The 19653-nt window shown below is 67.2% G+C and carries 21 protein-coding genes; 6 read left to right on the forward strand and 15 right to left on the reverse strand.

Annotated elements, in window-relative coordinates; all coding sequences use genetic code 11:
* Positions 1-28: 28 nt before the first annotated feature.
* The 3 genes from coxB to CFB45_RS16045 all read right to left on the reverse strand — a co-directional run bounded on the left by coxB (position 29) and on the right by CFB45_RS16045 (position 3365).
* Positions 29-1624 (reverse strand): cytochrome c oxidase subunit II, encoded by a 1596-nt coding sequence (gene coxB, locus CFB45_RS16035; protein ID WP_089426389.1) that lies wholly within the window; start codon positions 1622-1624, stop codon positions 29-31.
* A 55-nt stretch (positions 1625-1679) separates the two neighbouring features.
* A complete protein-coding gene (locus tag CFB45_RS16040; protein ID WP_046544359.1) occupies positions 1680-2204 on the reverse strand; it encodes a DUF2244 domain-containing protein in 525 nt (174 codons plus the stop codon).
* A gap of 195 nt (positions 2205-2399) precedes the next feature.
* Complete coding sequence (locus tag CFB45_RS16045; protein ID WP_089426390.1) at positions 2400-3365, reverse strand: methyltransferase domain-containing protein; 966 nt, start codon at positions 3363-3365, stop codon at positions 2400-2402.
* An 81-nt stretch (positions 3366-3446) separates the two neighbouring features.
* Between CFB45_RS16045 and CFB45_RS16050 the strand changes: the two genes are divergently transcribed.
* Both CFB45_RS16050 and trmL read left to right on the forward strand, forming a co-directional pair.
* Complete coding sequence (locus CFB45_RS16050) at positions 3447-4244, forward strand: ComF family protein (RefSeq protein WP_089426391.1); 798 nt, start codon at positions 3447-3449, stop codon at positions 4242-4244.
* Between the two features lie 105 nt (positions 4245-4349).
* A complete protein-coding gene (gene trmL / locus CFB45_RS16055) occupies positions 4350-4820 on the forward strand; it encodes a tRNA (uridine(34)/cytosine(34)/5-carboxymethylaminomethyluridine(34)-2'-O)-methyltransferase TrmL (protein ID WP_021164234.1) in 471 nt (156 codons plus the stop codon).
* A 34-nt stretch (positions 4821-4854) separates the two neighbouring features.
* Here trmL and CFB45_RS16060 read toward each other — a convergent pair whose 3' ends face one another.
* The 5 genes from CFB45_RS16060 to CFB45_RS16080 form a co-directional block, all read right to left on the reverse strand.
* A complete protein-coding gene (locus CFB45_RS16060) occupies positions 4855-5379 on the reverse strand; it encodes an O-acetyl-ADP-ribose deacetylase (protein ID WP_089426392.1) in 525 nt (174 codons plus the stop codon).
* A 95-nt stretch (positions 5380-5474) separates the two neighbouring features.
* Entirely contained in the window at positions 5475-6473 is a 999-nt protein-coding gene (locus CFB45_RS16065; RefSeq protein WP_089426393.1) for an NAD(P)H-dependent glycerol-3-phosphate dehydrogenase, read from the reverse strand.
* A 25-nt stretch (positions 6474-6498) separates the two neighbouring features.
* A complete protein-coding gene (gene secB / locus CFB45_RS16070; protein ID WP_089426394.1) occupies positions 6499-6981 on the reverse strand; it encodes a protein-export chaperone SecB in 483 nt (160 codons plus the stop codon).
* A 107-nt stretch (positions 6982-7088) separates the two neighbouring features.
* The gene (grxC, locus tag CFB45_RS16075) at positions 7089-7349 is read right to left on the reverse strand and encodes a glutaredoxin 3 (RefSeq protein WP_039346228.1); all 261 of its coding nucleotides are present in this window, start codon (positions 7347-7349) and stop codon (positions 7089-7091) included.
* Positions 7346-7768 carry a rhodanese-like domain-containing protein gene (locus CFB45_RS16080; RefSeq protein ID WP_089426395.1) on the reverse strand — a complete coding sequence of 141 codons (423 nt, stop codon included), beginning with the start codon at positions 7766-7768 and terminating at the stop codon, positions 7346-7348. Before CFB45_RS16080 ends, grxC begins: the two co-directional genes overlap by 4 nt.
* A gap of 135 nt (positions 7769-7903) precedes the next feature.
* On the opposite strand from CFB45_RS16080, the gene gpmA reads away from it, so the two are divergent.
* The 3 genes from gpmA (at position 7904) to CFB45_RS16095 (ending at position 11332) form a co-directional block, all read left to right on the forward strand.
* Positions 7904-8650 (forward strand): 2,3-diphosphoglycerate-dependent phosphoglycerate mutase, encoded by a 747-nt coding sequence (gene gpmA, locus CFB45_RS16085; protein WP_027789056.1) that lies wholly within the window; start codon positions 7904-7906, stop codon positions 8648-8650.
* 278 nt (positions 8651-8928) lie between these two features.
* Positions 8929-10476, forward strand: a complete 1548-nt coding sequence (locus CFB45_RS16090) for a S41 family peptidase (protein WP_039346234.1) — start codon at positions 8929-8931, stop codon at positions 10474-10476.
* A 103-nt stretch (positions 10477-10579) separates the two neighbouring features.
* Complete coding sequence (locus CFB45_RS16095; RefSeq protein ID WP_089426396.1) at positions 10580-11332, forward strand: HesA/MoeB/ThiF family protein; 753 nt, start codon at positions 10580-10582, stop codon at positions 11330-11332.
* 74 nt (positions 11333-11406) lie between these two features.
* Here the strand turns inward: CFB45_RS16095 and ptsP are convergent, their stop codons facing one another.
* From ptsP to CFB45_RS16130, 7 genes are all read right to left on the reverse strand, one after another.
* The gene (ptsP, locus tag CFB45_RS16100) at positions 11407-13179 is read right to left on the reverse strand and encodes a phosphoenolpyruvate--protein phosphotransferase (RefSeq protein WP_089426660.1); all 1773 of its coding nucleotides are present in this window, start codon (positions 13177-13179) and stop codon (positions 11407-11409) included.
* 201 nt (positions 13180-13380) lie between these two features.
* Complete coding sequence (locus tag CFB45_RS16105) at positions 13381-13650, reverse strand: HPr family phosphocarrier protein (RefSeq protein WP_089426397.1); 270 nt, start codon at positions 13648-13650, stop codon at positions 13381-13383.
* Between the two features lie 73 nt (positions 13651-13723).
* Positions 13724-14194 carry a PTS sugar transporter subunit IIA gene (locus CFB45_RS16110; protein ID WP_089426398.1) on the reverse strand — a complete coding sequence of 157 codons (471 nt, stop codon included), beginning with the start codon at positions 14192-14194 and terminating at the stop codon, positions 13724-13726.
* Between the two features lie 231 nt (positions 14195-14425).
* Positions 14426-15382 carry a glutathione synthase gene (gshB, locus tag CFB45_RS16115; protein ID WP_089426399.1) on the reverse strand — a complete coding sequence of 319 codons (957 nt, stop codon included), beginning with the start codon at positions 15380-15382 and terminating at the stop codon, positions 14426-14428.
* Between the two features lie 26 nt (positions 15383-15408).
* Complete coding sequence (gshA, locus tag CFB45_RS16120) at positions 15409-16698, reverse strand: glutamate--cysteine ligase (RefSeq protein WP_011353295.1); 1290 nt, start codon at positions 16696-16698, stop codon at positions 15409-15411.
* 243 nt (positions 16699-16941) lie between these two features.
* Positions 16942-18456, reverse strand: a complete 1515-nt coding sequence (locus CFB45_RS16125) for an ammonium transporter (RefSeq protein ID WP_089426400.1) — start codon at positions 18454-18456, stop codon at positions 16942-16944.
* A gap of 37 nt (positions 18457-18493) precedes the next feature.
* Complete coding sequence (locus tag CFB45_RS16130) at positions 18494-18832, reverse strand: P-II family nitrogen regulator (protein ID WP_004198020.1); 339 nt, start codon at positions 18830-18832, stop codon at positions 18494-18496.
* A 355-nt stretch (positions 18833-19187) separates the two neighbouring features.
* Here CFB45_RS16130 and CFB45_RS16135 point away from each other — a divergent pair, with 355 nt between their 5' ends.
* Positions 19188-19439 (forward strand): accessory factor UbiK family protein, encoded by a 252-nt coding sequence (locus CFB45_RS16135; protein ID WP_006489451.1) that lies wholly within the window; start codon positions 19188-19190, stop codon positions 19437-19439.
* Positions 19440-19653: the final 214 nt, after the last annotated feature.

The following is a 19653-nucleotide window of genomic DNA, read 5'->3' on the forward strand; positions in this document are numbered from 1 at the left end:
CGAATACGTCGACTAACTCAGCGACACGTCAAGCCGCCGGGCCGATCTCGACACGCCGGGCTTCCTTCGCGTCAGCCCCGCCCGTGATCGTTTCCGGCTTTTTGAGAATAATGTGGTCTTCCGCCACGCCTGCTGCCTTCAGCGCGTCGCGCACGGCTTGTGCGCGATGCTTCGCCAGTTCGGCGTTCGCGTCGGCCGAGCCCGTCTTGTCGGTAAAGCCCGACAGCGCGAGCTTCGCGTCCGGATGTGCCTTCGCATAGTCGGCCGCAGCGGCGATCGCCGCCTTCGCGTCGGCCGGCAGCACGCTCTTGCCCGTCTCGAAGTAGATCGTCGACAGCGCGGCCGAGGCCGCTGCCGCCGGCTGCTCCGCGCCCGACGCAGCCTGCGCCGGTGCCGAAGCGGCTTCCGCCGGTGCCGCTGCCGCTGCGCCCGCCGCGTCTTCCGGCAGCTTGCCGTTACGCGCGTCGGCCACTTGCTTCGGCTGCAGCAGGTCGTTCTTGTGGTTGCCCCACGAATTGCGTTCGTACGTGACGACCGAGGCGATGTCGAGATCCGACAGCGACGCCCACGACGGCATCGCGCCCTTGCCGTGCAGCACGCGCTCGACGTGGGCGGCGATCGGGCCGTTCACGATCGGGCTGCCGTCCATGGCCGGGAACGCGCCGAGGCCCTTGCCGTTCACCTGGTGGCAGGCCGCGCAGTTCGCCTTGTAGACTTCCTCGCCGTGCGCGACGAGTTCAGCCATCGTGTAGACCTTGTTCGGATCGACTGCGGCGCTGGCCAGCTTGGCCTTCTGCGCGGTGACCCACTTCGCGTAGTCGTCATCCGACAGGACTTCGACCACGACCGGCATGTACGCGTGTTCCTTGCCGCACAGCTCGGTACAGAAACCGCGGAACGTACCGACCTTGTCGGCCTTGAACCACGTGTCGCGCACGAAGCCGGGGATCGCATCCTGCTTCACGCCGAACGCGGGCACGTACCACGAGTGGACGACGTCGTTCGCGGTCGTGATGATGCGGATCTTCTTGTTGACCGGCACGACGAGCGGGTTGTCGACTTCCTGCAGATAGGTGTCGGTGATCGGCTTCTTGCCCATCACTTCGTCACGCGGGGTGCTGAGCGTCGACAGGAAGCCGATGCCCTCGCCCGGGCCCTTCACGTAGTCGTAGCCCCACTTCCACTGGTAGCCGGTGACCTTGATCGTGAGATCGGCGTTGGTCGTGTCCTTCATCGCGACGACGGCCTTCGTCGCCGGCAGCGCCATCAGCACGACGATGACGAACGGCACGATCGTCCAGATGATCTCGACGGTCGTGCTTTCATGGAAATTGGCGGCCTTGTGGCCCTTGGATTTGCGGTGCGCGAAGATCGAATAGAACATCACGCCGAACACGCCGACGAAGATCACCGTACACAGGATGAGCATCATCGTGTGGAGATCGTAGAGCTCCTCGGCGATCTTCGTGACAGGCGGCTGAAAGTTGATCTCGTTGACACGGGGACCGCCCGGGCTATCACCGACCGCCAGGGCGGCACCGGCAAAGAGCAATCCGCTGCATGCCAGCACGCCCGCGAGGGCTCGCTTGATTGTTTTCATAGCATCCTTACCCAAAATTTCCATTCAAACCCTCCCCCGTCGCAAGCGACCGGCCCTATCCGCCGGTGCCCGCGCCTCGTCAGCCGCAGCGCCTGAGCGATACGCGCAGTTCGTCGGCGAACTGCGCCCGCTTGTACTGCGCGAGATGCTGACCGATTACGACGGTCTGCCCGCGCGATACCAGCCGAATCGGATCGCGTGGCGTCGCACCCGGCTCGACCCGCACCCAGCGCGGGTTGAATTCGATCTGCGTGAGCCGCTCCGCATCCATTCGCTCGATCACGAGCCGGTGCGGATACAGCCTGATGCGTTCGTAATCGACCGCATGGCGAGCATAGATCGCAAATGCGACACCCACAGCCAGCAACTCGATTCCGGTGAAGGGCATGACGAGCCAAGCCCCCCGCCACATCAGCAATGTCGCGATCACCAGCGAGAAGCCCGCGAGCGACGCATAAAACAGCACGAACTGGCGCGGCGACGCCGAACAGTTGCGTTTCATCAGCCAGTCTTCCAGGACCGGCTCGCCGTTCGTCGTCTCCGCCAACACCCTCGCTGCTTCCATCGCCGCCTCACGCGAATGGCATGCGATGCATGCCTGCATCGGACTCGTCGGCCCGTATTGCGGGGACCCCGGGACGACAAGCTGACGCATTATAGGCGGGTTCAATGGCATCCACAAGCAAGCGACTATCGGCCCGCGAGCCAAGCGCGACAAGCTTTCCGGCCATTTTAGGCGCCAATTCGACCCCGCTTTGCGCCGCTAATTTCAGACATAACAAAACCCCTCTTTACCGCTTTACCGATTCTTCGGACGCCCCTTTCCGATGTCCTCGATGCGCACGATCCCGTGCCCTTCGGCGGTCGTGCGCGGCACGGCCTTCCACGCGTGGCCGTAGATCACTTCGAACGTCAGCGGAATCGTGCCGTCCTCGCGCCGGCGGGCCTCCAGCGCGTCGCCGAGCGCCGCGCGAAAGCGCCGCGTCGCGCGCTGCGGCGCCTCGCGGTCGAACGGATAGGCGCCCCAGCGGCGCACGTCGGCCAGCAGCGAGTCGGGGGATTTGTAGGTGACGGTCAGCACTTCCTGATCCATCACGGGAATCTCGAAGCCGCTCTCGACGAGCATGTCGCCGAGATCGTGCATGTCGACGAAATCGATCACGCGCGCGGCGGGCGGCGCCATGCCCAGCGCCGCTTCGGCGTCCGCGCAGGCCGCGCGCAGTTCGCGCAGCGTATCGGGGCCGAGCGTGCTGAACATCAGCAGCCCGTTCACGCGCAGCACGCGCTGCCATTCGGGCAGCACCGCGTCCGGGCGCGAATGCCAGTGGAGGGCGAGATTCGACCAGATCAGGTCGAACGCGCCGCCGGGGAACGGCAGCGCGGCGAAATCGGCCTGCGCGACGCGCGGGCCGCGCGGGCCCAGTGCGCGGCCGAGCGAGGCCGGCAGCCAGCGGCGCCAGCTCGTCTGCTCGACCTCGCGCTGCCCTGCTCGCGCGAGCATCGCGCCGGACAGGTCGACGCCGAACACGGGCGCCTCGGGAAAGCGCGCGCGCAGCGCCGGCAGGTCGTCGCCCGGGCCGCAGCCCGCGTCCAGCACGGCTGCGGGGCTCACCTTGATGTATTCGAGGCGCTCGTTCATGCGCTGCGCGATCTCGCGCGGCAGGAACGCGACCGCATCGAACGTGGCGGCACGGCGATCGAAGATCCGCCGCAGGCGCCTTGCGTCATTGGCCGGACGGCCGGTTGAAGTCGAAGCTGGGGACATGTCGGGCACACTGGCGAAGAGCCCGAAGTATACTCGCTCGCCTCGCAGGCTTCATTGAGGCGGGGTGTCAGGAGTGTTGCAATGATCCGCCGTTCCGCCCCGCGCACGATGCGCGTCGCTTTGTCGCAGGTTCGCGCGCTGGCAGCGCGCGTCGCCTCGGTCGCGCTGCCGAATCGCTGCGCACTGTGCGGCAATTTGTCACACAGCCTGATTTGCGGTGCTTGCGACGCCGCGTACTGGAATGAAGCGCGACTGCGCTGCGACGTCTGCGCGCTGCCGCTGGGCATCGGGCCATCGCGTTCGCCCCCGCGACGCGGCGCTCGCGCCGGCCGCGTTACCGCATACCGTTGCGACGCGTGCCGCACGGCGCCGCCGCCGTTCGATGCGACGCTCGCGCTGGCGGATTACCGCGCACCGCTCGACGGGCTCGCGCGCGGCCTGAAGTTTCACCGGCAACTCGCGCTCGGCACCGAATTCGCGGCGCGGCTCGCCCGGTTGATCGACGATACACCCGGCGCCGGCGGCTTCGACCTGGTGGCGCCGGTGCCGCTGTCGCACCGGCGGCTCGTTGCGCGCGGCTACAACCAGGCGTGGGCGATCGCGCGCCCGCTCGCGCGGCGGCTCGGCGTGCGCGCGGATGCGGTGCTGCTCGCGCGCGTCGCCGACACCGCGCCGCAGTCGCGGCTCGACCGGCACGCACGACGCGACAACGTGATGGCGGCATTCGCGGTGGCGGGTGGCGTCGCGGGCCGCCACGTCGCGCTCGTCGACGACGTGATGACGTCCGGCGCGACGCTCGCGGCCGCCGCGCATGCACTGAAGGCCGCGGGCGCCGCGCACGTGACGAATCTGGTTGCGCTGCGCACCGCCAGGGATTAATTAGATAGAGAGGCCAGCCGCCCGAGCACGGCGGCGGCCGCCACGAACCGGCCGGCCGGGAACGCGCACATGGCGCCGCCCCGGCCGGCCCAGCCAGACCGAAACATGTTCAACGTCGTCCTCGTCGCCCCCGAAATTCCGCCGAACACCGGCAACGTGATCCGCCTGTGCGCCAACACGGGCGCGCGTCTGCACCTGATCGAGCCGCTCGGCTTCCCGCTCGACGACGCGCGGATGCGCCGCGCGGGCCTCGACTATCACGAGTATGCGCAGATGCGCGTGCACCGCGACTGGGATGCGTTCATCGCGGCGGAAACGCCCGACCCCGCACGGATGTTCGCGTTCACGACGCGCGGCTCGGGCCGCTTCCACGATCACGCGTTCCTGCCCGGCGACTGGTTCGTGTTCGGCTCGGAAACGCGCGGCCTGCCCGCCGAGCTGCTCGAGCGCTTTCCGAACGAACAGCGCGTGCGCCTGCCGATGCGGCCGGACAACCGCAGCCTGAACCTGTCGAACACGGTCGCAGTGGTCGTGTTCGAGGCGTGGCGCCAGGCCGGCTTCGAAGGCGGCGCCTGACGCCTGCACGGCGCAGCGCGCCACGCGGGACGCGTCACGTCCGTGCGAGCCGCGCGCGATACAGGTCGTAGATGTCGGGAGAAAAGCACGCGAACACCACGCGTGCGAGGTTCGGCGCCTGCGGCAGCATTTCGGCGACGGTGCCCACCGCGATCTCGACGGCTTCCTCGGCCGGATAGCGATAGATGCCGCAACTGATCGCCGGGAACGCGATCGACGTCGCCGCGACCTCCTCGGCCAGCTCGATCGCGCGCCGGTAGCACGACGCGAGCAGGTCGGCCTCGCCGCGCCCGCCGCCGTGCCACACGGGCCCGACCGCATGGATCACGTAGCGCGCCGGCAGCCCGTGGCCGCGCGTGAGCTTGGCGTCGCCCGTCTCGCAGCCGCCGAGCGTGCGGCATTCGGCCAGCAGGCCGGGGCCGGCCGCGCGATGGATCGCGCCGTCGACGCCGCCCCCGCCGAGCAGCGAGCCGTTCGCGGCGTTGACGATCGCGTCGACATCGAGCGTCGTGATGTCGACGACCTGCGCATCGAGCGTGGTGGAATGGATCTGCAGCATGACAACCTCCCGGAACGCCGGAGACTGTTCAAGCGTAGCGCGCTTTGACGCCGCGCGCCCGCAGCGAACACGGCACCCAAAGGCGCCGGGTCGTATTACTCGGCGCGCGCGTCGCGCCGCAGCAGGCCGCTGACGGCGTCGCGCGGCGCGATGCCGTCGAACAGCACGCCGCACACGGCTTCGGTGATCGGCATTTCGATCGACTGCGCGCGTGCGATGGCCAGCACGGCCTGCGCGCAGCGCACGCCTTCGGCCACGTGGCCGAGCGCGCCGAGGATGTCGTTCAGCGTGCGGCCGGCCGCCAGTTGCAGGCCGACCGTGCGGTTGCGCGACAGGTCGCCCGTGGCGGTGAGGATCAGGTCGCCGAGGCCCGTGAGGCCCGTGAAGGTTTCCGCCCGGCCGCCGAGCGCGACACCGAGGCGCGACATTTCGGCGAGGCCGCGCGTAATCAGCGCGGCGCGCGCGTTCAGCCCGAGGCCGAGACCGTCGGCGATGCCGGTCGCGATCGCGAGCACGTTCTTCACCGCGCCGCCAACCTCGACGCCGACCACGTCGTCGCCTGTATAGATCCGCATCGCGCCGTGATGGAACGCGGCGAGCGTGCGCTCGCGGCATTCGGCGGACGTGCTCGCCACCGTCAGCGCGACGGGCAGCGACTGCCCGACTTCGCGCGCGAAGCTCGGCCCCGACAGCACGCCGTTGCTGAGCTGCCCGGGCAGCTCGGCCGCGATCACCTGATGCGGCAGCAGATGCGTGTCGGCCTCGAAGCCCTTGCAGACCCAGACGACATGCGCGGGCACGCAGCCTGCGTCGCGCATCGCGTGACACAGCGTGCGCAACCCGGCCACCGGCGCGGCGATCACGCACAGTGCGTCGTCCGCGGCGCCATGCGCGAGCGCGGCGCCGAGATCGGCGTCGTAGCGCAACGCGTCAGGCAGCGCGATGCCGTCCAGATAGCGGGAATTTTCGTGCCGGGCCTGCAGCCCGGCGATGAGCGCGGCGTCGCGCGCCCACAAAAGCGTATCGTGCCGCGCGGCCAGATGGCCCGCGAGCGCGGTGCCCCAGGCACCGGCGCCGAGAACGGCTACTTTCATACCCAGCACCGGTCCGAGTGAAACGTCAGTTCAGCGTCGTGCCGTTCGGTGCGCCTGCTGCGGCACCGGCCTGCTGCTGAAGCTGCGCGAGGCGTTGTTCGTACAGCGCCTGGAAGTTGATTTCCGCCAGGTGGATCGGCGGGAAGCCCGCACGCGTGATCGCGTCGGCGATGTTCGAACGCAGGTACGGGAACAGGATCGTCGGGCAGGCGATGCCGACGAGCGGGTCGAGCTGTTCATCCGGAATGTTGCGGATGTCGAAAATGCCGGCCTGCTTCGCTTCGATCAGGAACGCGATCTTGTCCTTCACCTTCGCGGTGACGGTGCCCGACACGACGACTTCGAACACGCTTTCCGCGAGGCGGTCGGCCTTGACGTCGACTTCGACTTCAACCGACGGCATGTCCTGCTCGAGGAAGATCGCCGGCGAATTCGGCTGCTCGAGCGACATATCCTTCAGGTAGACGCGCTGGATGTTGAAGAACGGTTGGTTTTCGACGTCGGACATGGTGTTTCCCTAAAAGTGGTGACGGGGCGGCCCGGCTTCACGCCTGCCGCCACGGATGAATCCTGCGCGCCCAAGCCGCGGCGCGGCCGGCGGCCATTCTGCCCTAATCAGGCCGCTTGCAGAAGCGGGACGAGCCCACCTTCGCGGTCGAGCTTCGACAGATCGTCGTAACCGCCGACGTGCGTGTCGCCGATATAGATCTGCGGCACCGTGCGGCGCCCCGTGCGCGTCATCATTTCGTCGCGGCGGGCCGGATCGCGGTCGATCAGTACCTTCTCGATCTGCTCGACACCGCGCAGCTTCAGCAGGCGCTCGGCCTGGATGCAATACGGACACACCTGCGTGCTGTACATCAAAACCTTGTTCACTTCGCCACTCCTTGTTTGACGACCGGCATCCCGGCCTGCTGCCAGGCGGCCACGCCGCCCTCGAGCACGTGCACCTCGGCGTAACCCGCCGCCTCGACCTCGCGCGCCGCCTTCTGCGACTGCTGGCCGTTCTGGCAGACGAGCAGCACCGGCGTGCTCTTGTTCTTCGCGACCTGCGCGATTTTCGTGCCGATCTCGCCTGCCGCGACCTGGCGCGCCGACGGCAGGTGGCCGGCAGCGAAATCGGACGCGGCGCGCACGTCGATCACGACCGCGTTGCGACGGTTGATGAGTTGCGTCGCCTCCGCGGCGGACAGGCCGCCGCGGCCGCGGCGCAGCGCGGGCCAGGCCAGCAGGCCGCCGGATACCACCAGGATCGCGATAAGGGCCAGGTTGGTGTAATTGGTAAAGAACGTCACGGAATTCCGCCGGAAAAAGAGAAATCGGATGAGGACAATCCCGCCATTATAAAATAACCGTCTTGCGCGATGGCGGGCCCGGGTCGGGTCCTGCGCGACGCGCCACAGCTTCCTTCACTACCGACCGCAAGATCCATGTACAAACTCGTTCTCATCCGCCACGGCGAATCGACGTGGAACAAGGAAAACCGCTTCACCGGCTGGGTCGACGTCGACCTGACCGAACAGGGTCGCAACGAGGCCTACCAGGCCGGCGAATTGCTCAAGGAGGCCGGCTACACGTTCGACATCGCGTATACGTCGGTGCTCAAGCGCGCGATCCGCACGCTGTGGCACGTGCAGGACAAGATGGACCTCATGTACCTGCCGGTCGTCCACTCGTGGCGCCTGAACGAGCGCCACTACGGCGCGCTGTCGGGCCTGAACAAGGCGGAAACGGCCGCGAAGTTCGGCGACGACCAGGTGCTCGTGTGGCGCCGCAGCTACGACACGCCGCCGCCCGCGCTCGAGCCGACCGACGAGCGCGCGCCGTTCAACGACCCGCGCTACGCGAAGGTGCCGCGCGAGCAGCTGCCGCTCACCGAGTGCCTGAAGGACACGGTCGCGCGCGTGCTGCCGCTGTGGAACGAGTCGATCGCCCCGGCGGTGCGCGCCGGCAAGCAGGTGCTGATCGCCGCGCACGGCAACTCGCTGCGCGCGCTGATCAAGTACCTCGACGGCATCTCGGACAGCGACATCGTCGGCCTGAACATCCCGAACGGCGTGCCGCTCGTGTATGAACTCGACGAGAACCTGAAGCCGATCAAGCACTATTACCTCGGCGACCAGGACGCGATCGCGCAGGCGCAGGCCGCCGTCGCGAAGCAGGGCAAGGCGGGCTGACGCCCGTCTGCCGGGTGAGCCGGGCGGGCCGCGTCCGGTGCGGCCCGCCCGGCCCCGGCCCAGCCCCTTGCCCTGCGCCCCGCGCGAACCTTCGCGGCGCCGACGCTGTCGAATCCGCTTTCGAACCCGCGGCGCGCGCGGCGATGCCCGCCGGACCGGCTCCGGGCCCTTTTCGACGCTTTTCGCGCCGTTCCACTGAGTTATCGGACGAACAGTTATACTTGTCCGCTACATCATCCCCGCTACCGCCACGCGCTTCCCGACCGCACCAGATCTCTATGCGAATGAAATTGAAGAACATCGGCCTGATTGCCGCGGGCCTCGCCACGGGCGTGTTCGCCACGCTGCAGGTTTCCGCATCGGCCGAGCAGACCGCCACGGCGCCGCTTCCCCTCGACCAGCTCCGCCTGTTCGCGGAAGTCTTCGGACAGATCAAGCGCGAGTACGTCGAACCGGTCGACGACAAGAAGCTGCTGACGGCCGCGATCAAGGGCATGGTGTCGAGCCTCGACCCGCACTCGTCGTTCCTCGACAAGACCGACTATGACGAGCTGCAGGAGCAGACGAAGGGCCGCTTCGCGGGTCTCGGCATCGAGATCTCGCAGGAAGACGGCCTCGTCAAGGTGATCTCGCCGATCGAGGATACCCCCGCGTTCCGCGCCGGCATCCGTCCGGGCGACCTGATCACCCGCATCAACGACAAGCCGGTGCGCGGCATGACGCTCGACAAGGCCGTGAAGCAGATGCGCGGCGAGCCGGGCACCAAGGTCACGCTGACGATCTTCCGCAAGAGCGACGACCGCACGTTCCCGGTCACGGTCACGCGCGCGATCATCAAGGTCCAGAGCGTGAAGATGAAGATCCTCGATCCGGGCTATGCGTATGTCCGCATCACGAGCTTCCAGGAGCGCACGACGCCCGATCTCGCGCAGAAGCTGCAAGATATCGCACGCCAGCAGCCGAACCTGAAGGGCCTCGTCCTCGACCTGCGCAACAACGGCGGCGGCCTGCTGCAGAGCGCGGTCGGCGTGGCCGGCGCGTTCCTGCCGCCCGACTCCGTCGTCGTGTCGACCAACGGCCAGATCGCCGATTCGAAGCAGGTCTACCGCGATACGTATGACAACTACCGCCTGCCGTCCTTCGACGGCGATCCGCTGAAGAACCTGCCGCCGGTCTTCAAGACCGTGCCGATGATCGTGCTGACGAACGCCTATTCGGCGTCCGCGTCGGAAATCGTCGCCGGTGCGCTGCAGGATTCGAAGCGCGCGCAGATCATGGGCAAGACGACGTTCGGCAAGGGTTCGGTGCAGACGGTCCGCCCGATGACGGCCGACACCGCGCTGCGCCTGACCACCGCGTACTACTACACGCCGAGCGGCCGTTCGATCCAGAACAAGGGCATCACGCCGGACGTGCCGGTCGATCAGTACGCGGACGGCGATCCGGACGACGTGCTCGTGACGCGCGAGGTCGACTACACGAACCACCTCGCGAACACGCAGGATCCGAACGAGAAGAAGGAACAGGAAGACCGCGAGCAGCGCCGGATGGATCAGCTGCGCGTGCTTGAAGAGCAGAACGACAAGAAGACGCCGGAGCAGCGCCAGAAGGATCGCGATCGCAAGCCGATCGAGTTCGGCAGCGCCGACGACTTCATGATGCAGCAGGCGCTCAACAAGCTCGAAGGCAAGCCGGTCCAGGAATCGAAGTCGCTGCTCGCCGAAAGCACGAAGGGCCCGGCCGGCAAGGCCGCCACGGCCTCGAAGGCATCGGGCGCCAGCGCGAAGCCGGCTTCCGCACCGAAGCCCGCGTCGGCGCCGAAGTAAGCGCCGGCCGGCATCCGACGGGCCATCGCGGGAAGACCGCGATGGCCCGTTTTTCATGCGCGCCTAAAATAACGACACCTGTGCCGCCTCGCCACGACTCCCCATGAACGACGATCAACTCCTTCGCTACTCCCGTCACATCCTCGTCGACGAAATCGGCATCGAGGCGCAGCAGCGCTTTCTCGATGCGCATGCGATCGTCGTCGGCGCGGGGGGGCTCGGCTCGCCCGCCGCGATGTACCTCGCGGCATCGGGCGTCGGCACGATCACGCTCGTCGACGCCGATACGGTCGACCTCACGAACCTGCAGCGGCAGATCCTGCACGTGACGGCATCGGTCGGTCGCCACAAGGTCGAATCGGGGCGCGACGCGCTCGCGCAGCTGAACCCCGAGGTGACCGTGCACGCGGTCGCGGAGCGTGTCGACGATGCGTGGCTCGATGCGCACGTGCCGCGCGCGAGCGTCGTGCTCGACTGCACCGACAACTTCGCGACGCGGCATGCGATCAACCGCGCGTGCGTCGCGCATGGCGTGCCGCTCGTATCGGGCGCCGCACTGCGCTTCGACGGGCAGATCAGCACGTTCGACTTCCGCGACCCGGCCGCGCCCTGCTATGCGTGCGTGTTTCCGGAAGACCAGCCATTCGAGGAAGTCGCGTGCGCGACGATGGGCGTGTTCGCGCCGACGGTCGGGATCATCGGCGCGATGCAGGCCGCCGAGGCGCTGCGCGTGATCGGCGACATCGGCAAGACGCTCAACGGGCGGCTGATGATGCTCGATTCGCTGCGGATGGAATGGACGACGATGAAAATCGCGCGCCAGGCCGACTGCCCCGTGTGCGGGAGCCGGCACTGACGCGCGACGGGCATGCGCCGGGCGGCGCATGCGTGGTGACACTTCGCTACGATTAGCGGCGACGCGGACGCCGACTACGCAGCCGCATCCGCGCGCGGCTCCGCAACCGACAGGCGCTGCAACGCGGCCTGCACTTCCTCCGGCTCGAACGCGGCGAGCACGTCGGCCGTCGGCTTTTCGAGCGCCTTCAGGTGCGCCCGCAGGATCTCCTGCTTCACGACCAGCAACTGGCTCGGGTGCATCGAGAACTCGGTGAGCCCCATCCCGAGCAACAGGCGCGTGAGCGCCGGGTCCCCCGCCATTTCCCCGCACACCGACACGGACACGCCCGCGCGCTTCGCTTCGCGCAACGTATAGGCAATCAGGTGCAGCACCGCCGGATGCAGCGGGTCGTACAGGTGCGCGACCGCATTGTCCGCACGGTCGATCGCGAGCGTGTACTGAATCAGGTCGTTCGTGCCGATCGACAGGAAATCGAACCGCTTCAGGAACAGCGGCAGCGCGATCGCCGCGGCCGGAATCTCGATCATCGCGCCGATGCGCACGTTCGGGTCGTACGCGAGCCCCGCGTCGTCGAGCTGGCGCTTCGCCTCGCGGATCAGGTCGAGCGTCTGGTCGATCTCCTGCGCGTGCGCGAGCATCGGGATCAGGATCTTCACCTGGCCGAACGCGGACGCGCGCAGGATCGCGCGCAGCTGCGTGAGGAACATCTGCGGCTCGGACAGGCTCCAGCGGATCGCGCGCAGGCCGAGCGCGGGGTTCGGCGCCGTCTCGTAGCCTTCGTCGAGCGCCTCGAGCGGCTTGTCCGCGCCGACGTCGATCGTGCGGATCGTCACCGGCATGCCCTTCATCCACTCGACGGCCCGCTTGTACGCGGCGAACTGCTCCTCCTCTTCCGGCATCTCCTTCTGATGCATGAACAGGAACTCGGAACGGAACAGCCCGACGCCGACCGCGCCGGCCTCGACGGCCGCCTTCGCGTCGTCGGGCAGCTCGATGTTCGCGTACAGATCGATCTTGGTGCCGCACAACGTTTGCGTCGGCGAGAACTTCAGACGCTGCAGCTTGCGTTGCTCCAGCAGCTTCTCGGACTGCCGGTACGAATACTCCTCGAGGACGATCGGCGCCGGATCGACGATCACGATGCCCTGGTCGCCGTCGACGATGATCAGGTCGTCCTGGCGGATCAGCGCGCTCGCATGCTGCACGCCGACCGCGGCCGGAATGCCGAGGCTGCGCGCGACGATCGCCGTGTGCGACGTGCGCCCGCCGAGATCGGTGACGAATGCCTGGAACGACTGCGACTTGAACTGCATCATGTCGGCCGGCGCGATGTCGTGCGCGACGACGATCATCTCGTTCGTGCCGTTCTTGGCCGCGCGGTCGAGCGCCTGCGACGCGGACGGCGCGCCGGCGAGCGCCTTCAGCACACGCTCGACCACCTGCTCGATGTCGGCCTTGCGCTCGCGCAGGTATTCGTCCTCGATGTCGTCGAAGTGGCGCGTGAGCAGCTCGAGCTGCTCGGTCAGCGCCCACTCGACGTTGTAGCGGCGCGTGCGGATCAGGTCGATGGTTTCCTGAACGAGCATCTCGTCGCTCAGGATCATCGCGTGGACGTCGATGAATGCGCCGACTTCGCTCGGCGTGTCGTCGGTCAGGTCGGCGCGCAGCGCCTCGAGTTCGTAATGCACGACCTCGAGCGCGGTGCGGAAGCGCTCGACCTCCGCATCGATCTGGTTTGCCTCGACCAGGTAATGGGCGACGTCGAGCGCCGCCGGCGCGATCAGATACGCTCGCCCGATCGCGATACCACGTGAGACGGGAATGCCATGCAGCGTGAAGGACACGCGCACCTCCTCTGTACAAGTAAAGCCGCGGCACACTGCTGCGATGCGCTTATGACCCCGGTTAGCGATTATAAATTCCGCGACTCCCCGCTGACTGCATGCACCGCAGCATTGCGCATTCCGCATCAATGCTTGCGACGAAAAAAATGCCGCGAAATCCGCGGCATTCTGGCTGGAAACGGCAACGATCCCGCGTGAGGATCACTGGCCTTCGCCGAACTTGTCGGCGATCAGCTTCAGCAGCGCGTCCATCGCTTCCCGCTCGTCGGACCCATCGGTCTCGATCGTCACGGTGCTGCCGATGCCGGCCGCCAGCATCATCACGCCCATGATGCTCTTCGCATTGATCTTGCGCCCGTTGCGCGTCATCCAGACTTCCGACTGGAAGTTGCCGGCCAGTTGCGTAAGCTTGGCCGATGCGCGCGCATGGAGCCCCAATTTGTTGACGATGGTGGTTTCTTGTTGAAGCATGATTCTCGGTCGGGTCGGTCGGGGCCGCCGGCGGCGCGCGCCGGCGGTGCGGTCTAAAACGGAAAACGGGAACTCAGTGCGACTCGGTGCGCGGCTGCGGCTCGGGCGGAATCGGCGCGCACTGGCCGCAGCCGGTTTCCGTCGGCGGCGGCGGCGTACCGGAGGACACCTCGTGGACGCCCTTCGCGCCGCCGGACAGCGCCTTGTCGACCAGCTTGTCGAGCGGCACGGTGCGGTAGCAGACGGCCCGCACGAGCATCGGCAGGTTCACGCCCGCGAGCACCCGCACGTTGTCGATCTTGGCCAGCTGGCCGGCGATGTTCGCGGGCGTCGCGCCGTACATGTCGGTCAGCACGACCACGCCGTTCTCTTCCTTGAGCCGTGCGAGCTCCGCGTGCGCGAACGCCATCACCTGGGTCGGATCGCTGTCCGCCATCACGTCGATACAGCCGATGCGGGCGGGCACGCCGCCATAGATGTGCGCGATGCAGTCCCGCAGCGCGGTGGCGAGCGGGGCGTGCGCGATGATCAGGATCCCGGCCATGTCAGATCGCTCCCGGCCGCCCCTGGCGGGCCGACACCCCGCGGCGGGGCAATGAGCGTAGCGAGTGAGGGAAACGTTCCATGTTCAGCCTTGCAACAGTTTCGGCCCGACCGCCGGGCCTATGGTGCGCGAGCGCGGCACCGGGCAAGCGGGCATTGTAGCAGGCCGGTCGAACTGCTCCGGCGACGGGGGACCTGCGCGGCCGCCGCCGGGGTTGCGCGGGAAAGCGGCCTACACGGCCGCACGCTCCAGCGCGTCGATGAACATCGCGGCGACGTCGAAGCCCGTCTGCTCCATGATCTCGCGAAAGCACGTCGGACTCGTGACGTTCACCTCGGTCAGCCAGTCGCCGATCGCATCGAGGCCGACCAGCAGCAACCCGCGTGCCGCGAGCACCGGCCCGAGCGTGTCGGCGATCTCGCGATCGCGCGCGGTCAGCGGCTGCGCAACGCCGAGGCCGCCCGCCGCGAGATTGCCGCGCACCTCGCTGCCCTGCGGAATCCGGGCGAGCGAAAACGGCACCGGCTCGCCGCCGATCAGCAGGATGCGCTTGTCGCCGGCCTTGATCTCGGGGATGAATTTCTGCGCCATCACCGAACGCGTGCCGTCGTGGCTCAGCATCTCGATGATCGAACCGAGGTTCATGCCGTCCGGCTTCACGCGGAACACGCCCATCCCGCCCATCCCGTCGAGCGGCTTCAGGATCACGTCGCCGTGCTCGGCGTGGAATGCGCGCAGCCGTTTCGCGTCGCGTGTGACGAGCGTCGGCGCGACGAACTGCGGAAACTCGCCGATCGCGAGCTTCTCCGAATGGTCGCGGATCGACTGCGCCTTGTTGAACACGCGTGCGCCGGCGCGCTCGGCCAGCTCCAGCAGCCAGGTCGACGTCACGTATTCCATGTCGAACGGCGGATCCTTGCGCATCAGCACCGCGCCGAACGATTCGAGGCGGCGCGCGTCGACCGGCCCGGCCTCGTACCACGTCTCGCGATGCAGGTCGTCCGGGTCGCCGACGAACGTGATGCGACGCACGTCGGCCTCGACGGCCGAGCCCGTCCATGCGAGATGGTTCGGCTCGCACGCGTACACCGCATGCCCGCGCCGCGCCGCCTCGGCCATCATCGCGTAGGTCGAATCCTTGTAGATCTTGAAGCGCTCGAGCGGGTCGGCGATAAAGAGAATGTCCATGAGGTCCTGTACGTGGCGAAGGTCCGTTACACCTGGATGGCTTCGGGATCGGTCTTTTCCAGTTCGATCGACGACGCGATCAGCGACAGCCGCGCGACGACGCCGTACATGTAGAAACGGTTCGGCGGCGCGGCACCCGGCTTCGCGCCCGCATCCGGCAGCGCGGTGTGCTCGAAGCCGAGCGGCACGTAGTGCATGCCGGGCGCGTTCAGGTTCTGGTCGCGCTCGCGGCCGGCGTGCGTGCGGTAGAAGCCGCCGACCACGTAGCGGTCGATCATGTACACGACGGGCTCCGCGACTTCGTCGCCGACGCGCTCGAACGTATAGACGCCTTCCTGCACGATCACGTCGCGCACCGCGAGGCCGGCCTTCGACTCGGCCATCTGCGCGCGCTCGGCCTTCGACATCCGGCCGATCTCGGCCGCGTCGTGCACGGTCATCACGCCGCGCCCCGCCGTGCCGGCGTCGGCCTTCACGACGACGTACGGCTTCTCGCTGATCCCGTATTCGCGGTACTTGCGCGCGATCTTCTTCAGCACGCCGTCGATCGCGTCGGCGAGCGCCTGCTCGCCTTCATGCGCCTGCCAGTCGACGCCTTCCACGTGTGCGAAATACGGATTCACCATCCACGGATCGACGCCGACCATCTTCGCGAACTTCTTCGCGACGTCGTCGTAGCACGAGAAGTGCGTCGACTTGCGGCGCACGGCCCAGCCCGCGTGCAGCGGCGGCAGCAGGTACTGCTCGTGCAGGTTTTCCAGCACGGCCGGGATGCCGGCCGACAGGTCGTTGTTCAGCAGGATCGAGCACGGATCGAAATTCTTCAGGCCGAGGCGGCGCTGCGAACGCTCGAGCGGTTCGAGCACGATCTTCTGGCCGTCGGCCAGCGTGATCGGCGTCATGTCGGTGATGCTCGGGTCGAGCGAACCGAAGCGCACGTTCAGGCCGGCCTGGCGCATGATCGTCGCGAGCCGTGCGACGTTTTCGAGGTAGAACGCGTTGCGGGTCGGCAGCTCGGGAATCACGAGCAGGTTCTTCGCGTCCGGGCAGATCTTCTCGATCGCGGCCATCGCCGCCTGCACGGCGAGCGGCAGCACTTCGGACGGCAGATTGTTGAATGCGCCGGGAAACAGGTTCGCGTCGACGGGCGCCAGCTTGAAGCCGGCATTGCGCAGGTCCACCGAACAATAGAACGGCGGGGTGTGTTCCTGCCATTCGAGCCTGAACCAGCGTTCGATCGCAGGCGTCGCGTCGAGGATCTTCTGCTCGAGTTCGAGCAGCGGACCGTTCAACGCCGTAACGAGGTGGGGAACCATGAATCACTCGCGAGCGGGAGAATGAAGATTGTAGAGCAATTGCCCTGCCCATTTGGGGATTGTTCCCGGCTTCGCAAGGGTTTGGAGGAAGTTTTCGGCTATTGACCCGATAGAGTGAATGGTTATCCGCTACGGCAGTGGATGGCAGGAGAAAAAAAGCCCGCCGGGTGGGCGGGCCGAAGTCGCTGCGCTCATTCGGAGCGGGCGCCGTCGTCGCGGCGGCCCGCCGTTGATTCGTGAGACTTATTCCACGTGCTCGCCATGCAGGATCACGTCGAGACCTTCGCGCTCTTCCTCTTCGGTCACGCGCAGGCCGATCGTCAGGTCGATCAGCTTCAGCAGCACGAAGCTCAGCACGCCGCTGTAGACCAGCGTGATCAGCACGCCCTTGGCCTGCAGCAGCAGGCTGCCGTCGGCGCCGCCGATGTCCTTGACCGCGAACACGCCGGTCAGCAATGCGCCGAGAATCCCGCCAATGCCGTGCACGCCGAACGCGTCGAGCGAATCGTCGTAGCCGAGCTTCGACTTGAGCCACGTCGCCGACCAGAAGCACACGACGCCGGCCGCGATGCCGATCACGAGCGCGCCCGTCACGCCGACGAAGCCGGCCGCCGGCGTGATCGCCACGAGACCCGCGACCGCGCCCGACACGATGCCGAGCACCGACGGCTTGCCCTTGGCGATCCACTCGGCGAACATCCAGCCGAGCGCCGCGCAGGCCGTCGCGACTTGCGTCGTCAGCATCGCGAAGCCGGCACGGCCGTCGGCCGCGACCGCCGAGCCCGCGTTGAAACCGAACCAGCCGACCCACAGCATCGAGCCGCCGATCATCGTCAGCACGAGGTTGTGCGGCGCCATCGATTCACGGCCGAAGCCGATCCGCTTGCCGAGCACCAGGCACGACACGAGGCCCGCGATACCGGCGTTGATGTGCACCACCGTGCCGCCCGCGAAGTCGAGCACGCCGTCGGCCGACAGCCAGCCGGTCGGCTCCCACACCATGTGCGCGATCGGCACATAGACGATCAGCGACCAGAGCGTCATGAACACGAGCATCGCCGAGAACTTCATCCGGTCGGCGAACGCGCCGCAGATCAGCGCCGGCGTGATGATCGCGAACGTCATCTGGTAGACGAAGTAGACCGATTCCGGAATCGTCGTCGCGAGATGGCTGACGGTCAGCGTGGTCGCCTTGTCGCCCTTGATGTAGTTCATCCCGTGCAGGAACACGCGCGACAGGCCGCCGATGAAGCCGTTGCCCGGCGTGAACGCGAGGCTGTAGCCGACCACCGTCCACAGCACCGTGATCACCGCGGTGATCGCGAAGCTCTGCATCACGGTCGCGAGCACGTTCTTCTTGCGGACCATGCCGGCGTAGAACAGCGCGAGGCCGGGGATCGTCATGAACAGCACGAGCGCGGTGGAGGTCAGCATCCACGCGGTGTCGCCCGCGCTGATCTTCGACGAATCAACCGAGAACGGCGCGGTCGGCGCGGCGGGAGCGGCCGGTGCCGAAGCGGCGGCAGCAGCCGACGCATCGGTGGCGCCCGAGGCCGGTGCGGCGGCAGCGGCCGGGGCGGATGCGTCGGTGGCAGCCGGCGCCGAAGCGGCCGGAGCGGCGGCAGCCGACGCGTCGGAAGCCGTTGCGGCGGGCGCGGACGCAGCCGCGGCGGACGCCGCGTCGTCGGCGAGCGCGGGGCCGACGCCGGCCGCGATCAGCGAGCCGGCCATCAGCAGGGACATCAGAAGTTTGCGCATCTTGGGTTTCCTCTTGTCGCTTGTCTTGTCTGTTCTGTTACAGCGCGTCAGCGCCCGTCTCCCCGGTGCGAATCCGGATCACTTGTTCGATCGACGTGACGAAGATCTTGCCGTCGCCGATCTTGCCGGTGCGCGCGGCCCGCTCGATCGCCTCGACCGCCTGGTCGACGAGATCGTCGGACACGGCTGCCTCGATCTTCATCTTCGGCAGGAAATCGACCACGTATTCGGCGCCGCGGTACAGCTCGGTGTGCCCCTTCTGCCGACCGAACCCTTTCACCTCCGTCACCGTGATGCCCGAGACGCCAAGCGCCGACAGCGCTTCGCGCGTCTCATCGAGCTTGAACGGCTTGATGATTGCGGTAATGAGTTTCATGAAGTCCTCTCGCTGGGTTGTCCCGTCGAATTGGTTGGAATGTTGTAACGGACTCTTCTCAGCAACTCGCATGCCAAGTCGGTTCGAGCACCGTTTCAAAGGGCTTCACCAAGGGGTCGCATCGCGTGATGTAAGGTGCGGAAGCCCGGCCGAATGGCCAACGTGGCCCGGTTTGCTGGCGCAGCGAAAGGATCGTTGCTAGAGTGCACGCACGTCCCGGATCGCCGGGGCATTCACCCATGCGGGCGCCATGCCCGGAATTCGCGCTCCGGGCGCACCATTTCCGGTCATGCGTGCATCATGGGCACGTACGCAACTGAAGATGCACATTTTTTGTGCAAGGAAGGGGAATCACATGAAGCAACCCAGCGACGTTTTCAACGATCTGCAGTCGCGCGTCAGCGATCTGCTGAAAAACTCGCCGGCCAAGGACGTCGAGCGCAACGTGAAGGCCATGCTGTCGCAAGGCTTCTCGAAACTCGATCTCGTCACGCGCGAGGAATTCGACACGCAGGCGCAAGTGCTCGCCCGCACCCGCGTGCGCCTCGAGGAACTCGAGAAACGCGTCGCGGAACTCGAGCAGAAGCTCGCCGCGCCGCAAGCCTGACGCCCTTCCCGGCCGCAAGGTCCGGGCGCGGGCCGCCTCGTGCGGCCCGCGCCCGCCGCCTCAAGCACTGAAGCACTGAAGCACTGAAGCACTGAAGTCACCGTACCGCTATTCGTCGTCCGTCGTTCTCCGCAGCCCCACCGCTCTTCGCTGTTCATCGCTCTTCGCAGTCCGTCGTTCCGCTGTTCCTCGTTCTTTCCCTGCGCCACGCCGG

It is taken from the genome of Burkholderia sp. HI2500 (assembly GCF_002223055.1).
GTDB lineage: Bacteria > Pseudomonadota > Gammaproteobacteria > Burkholderiales > Burkholderiaceae > Burkholderia.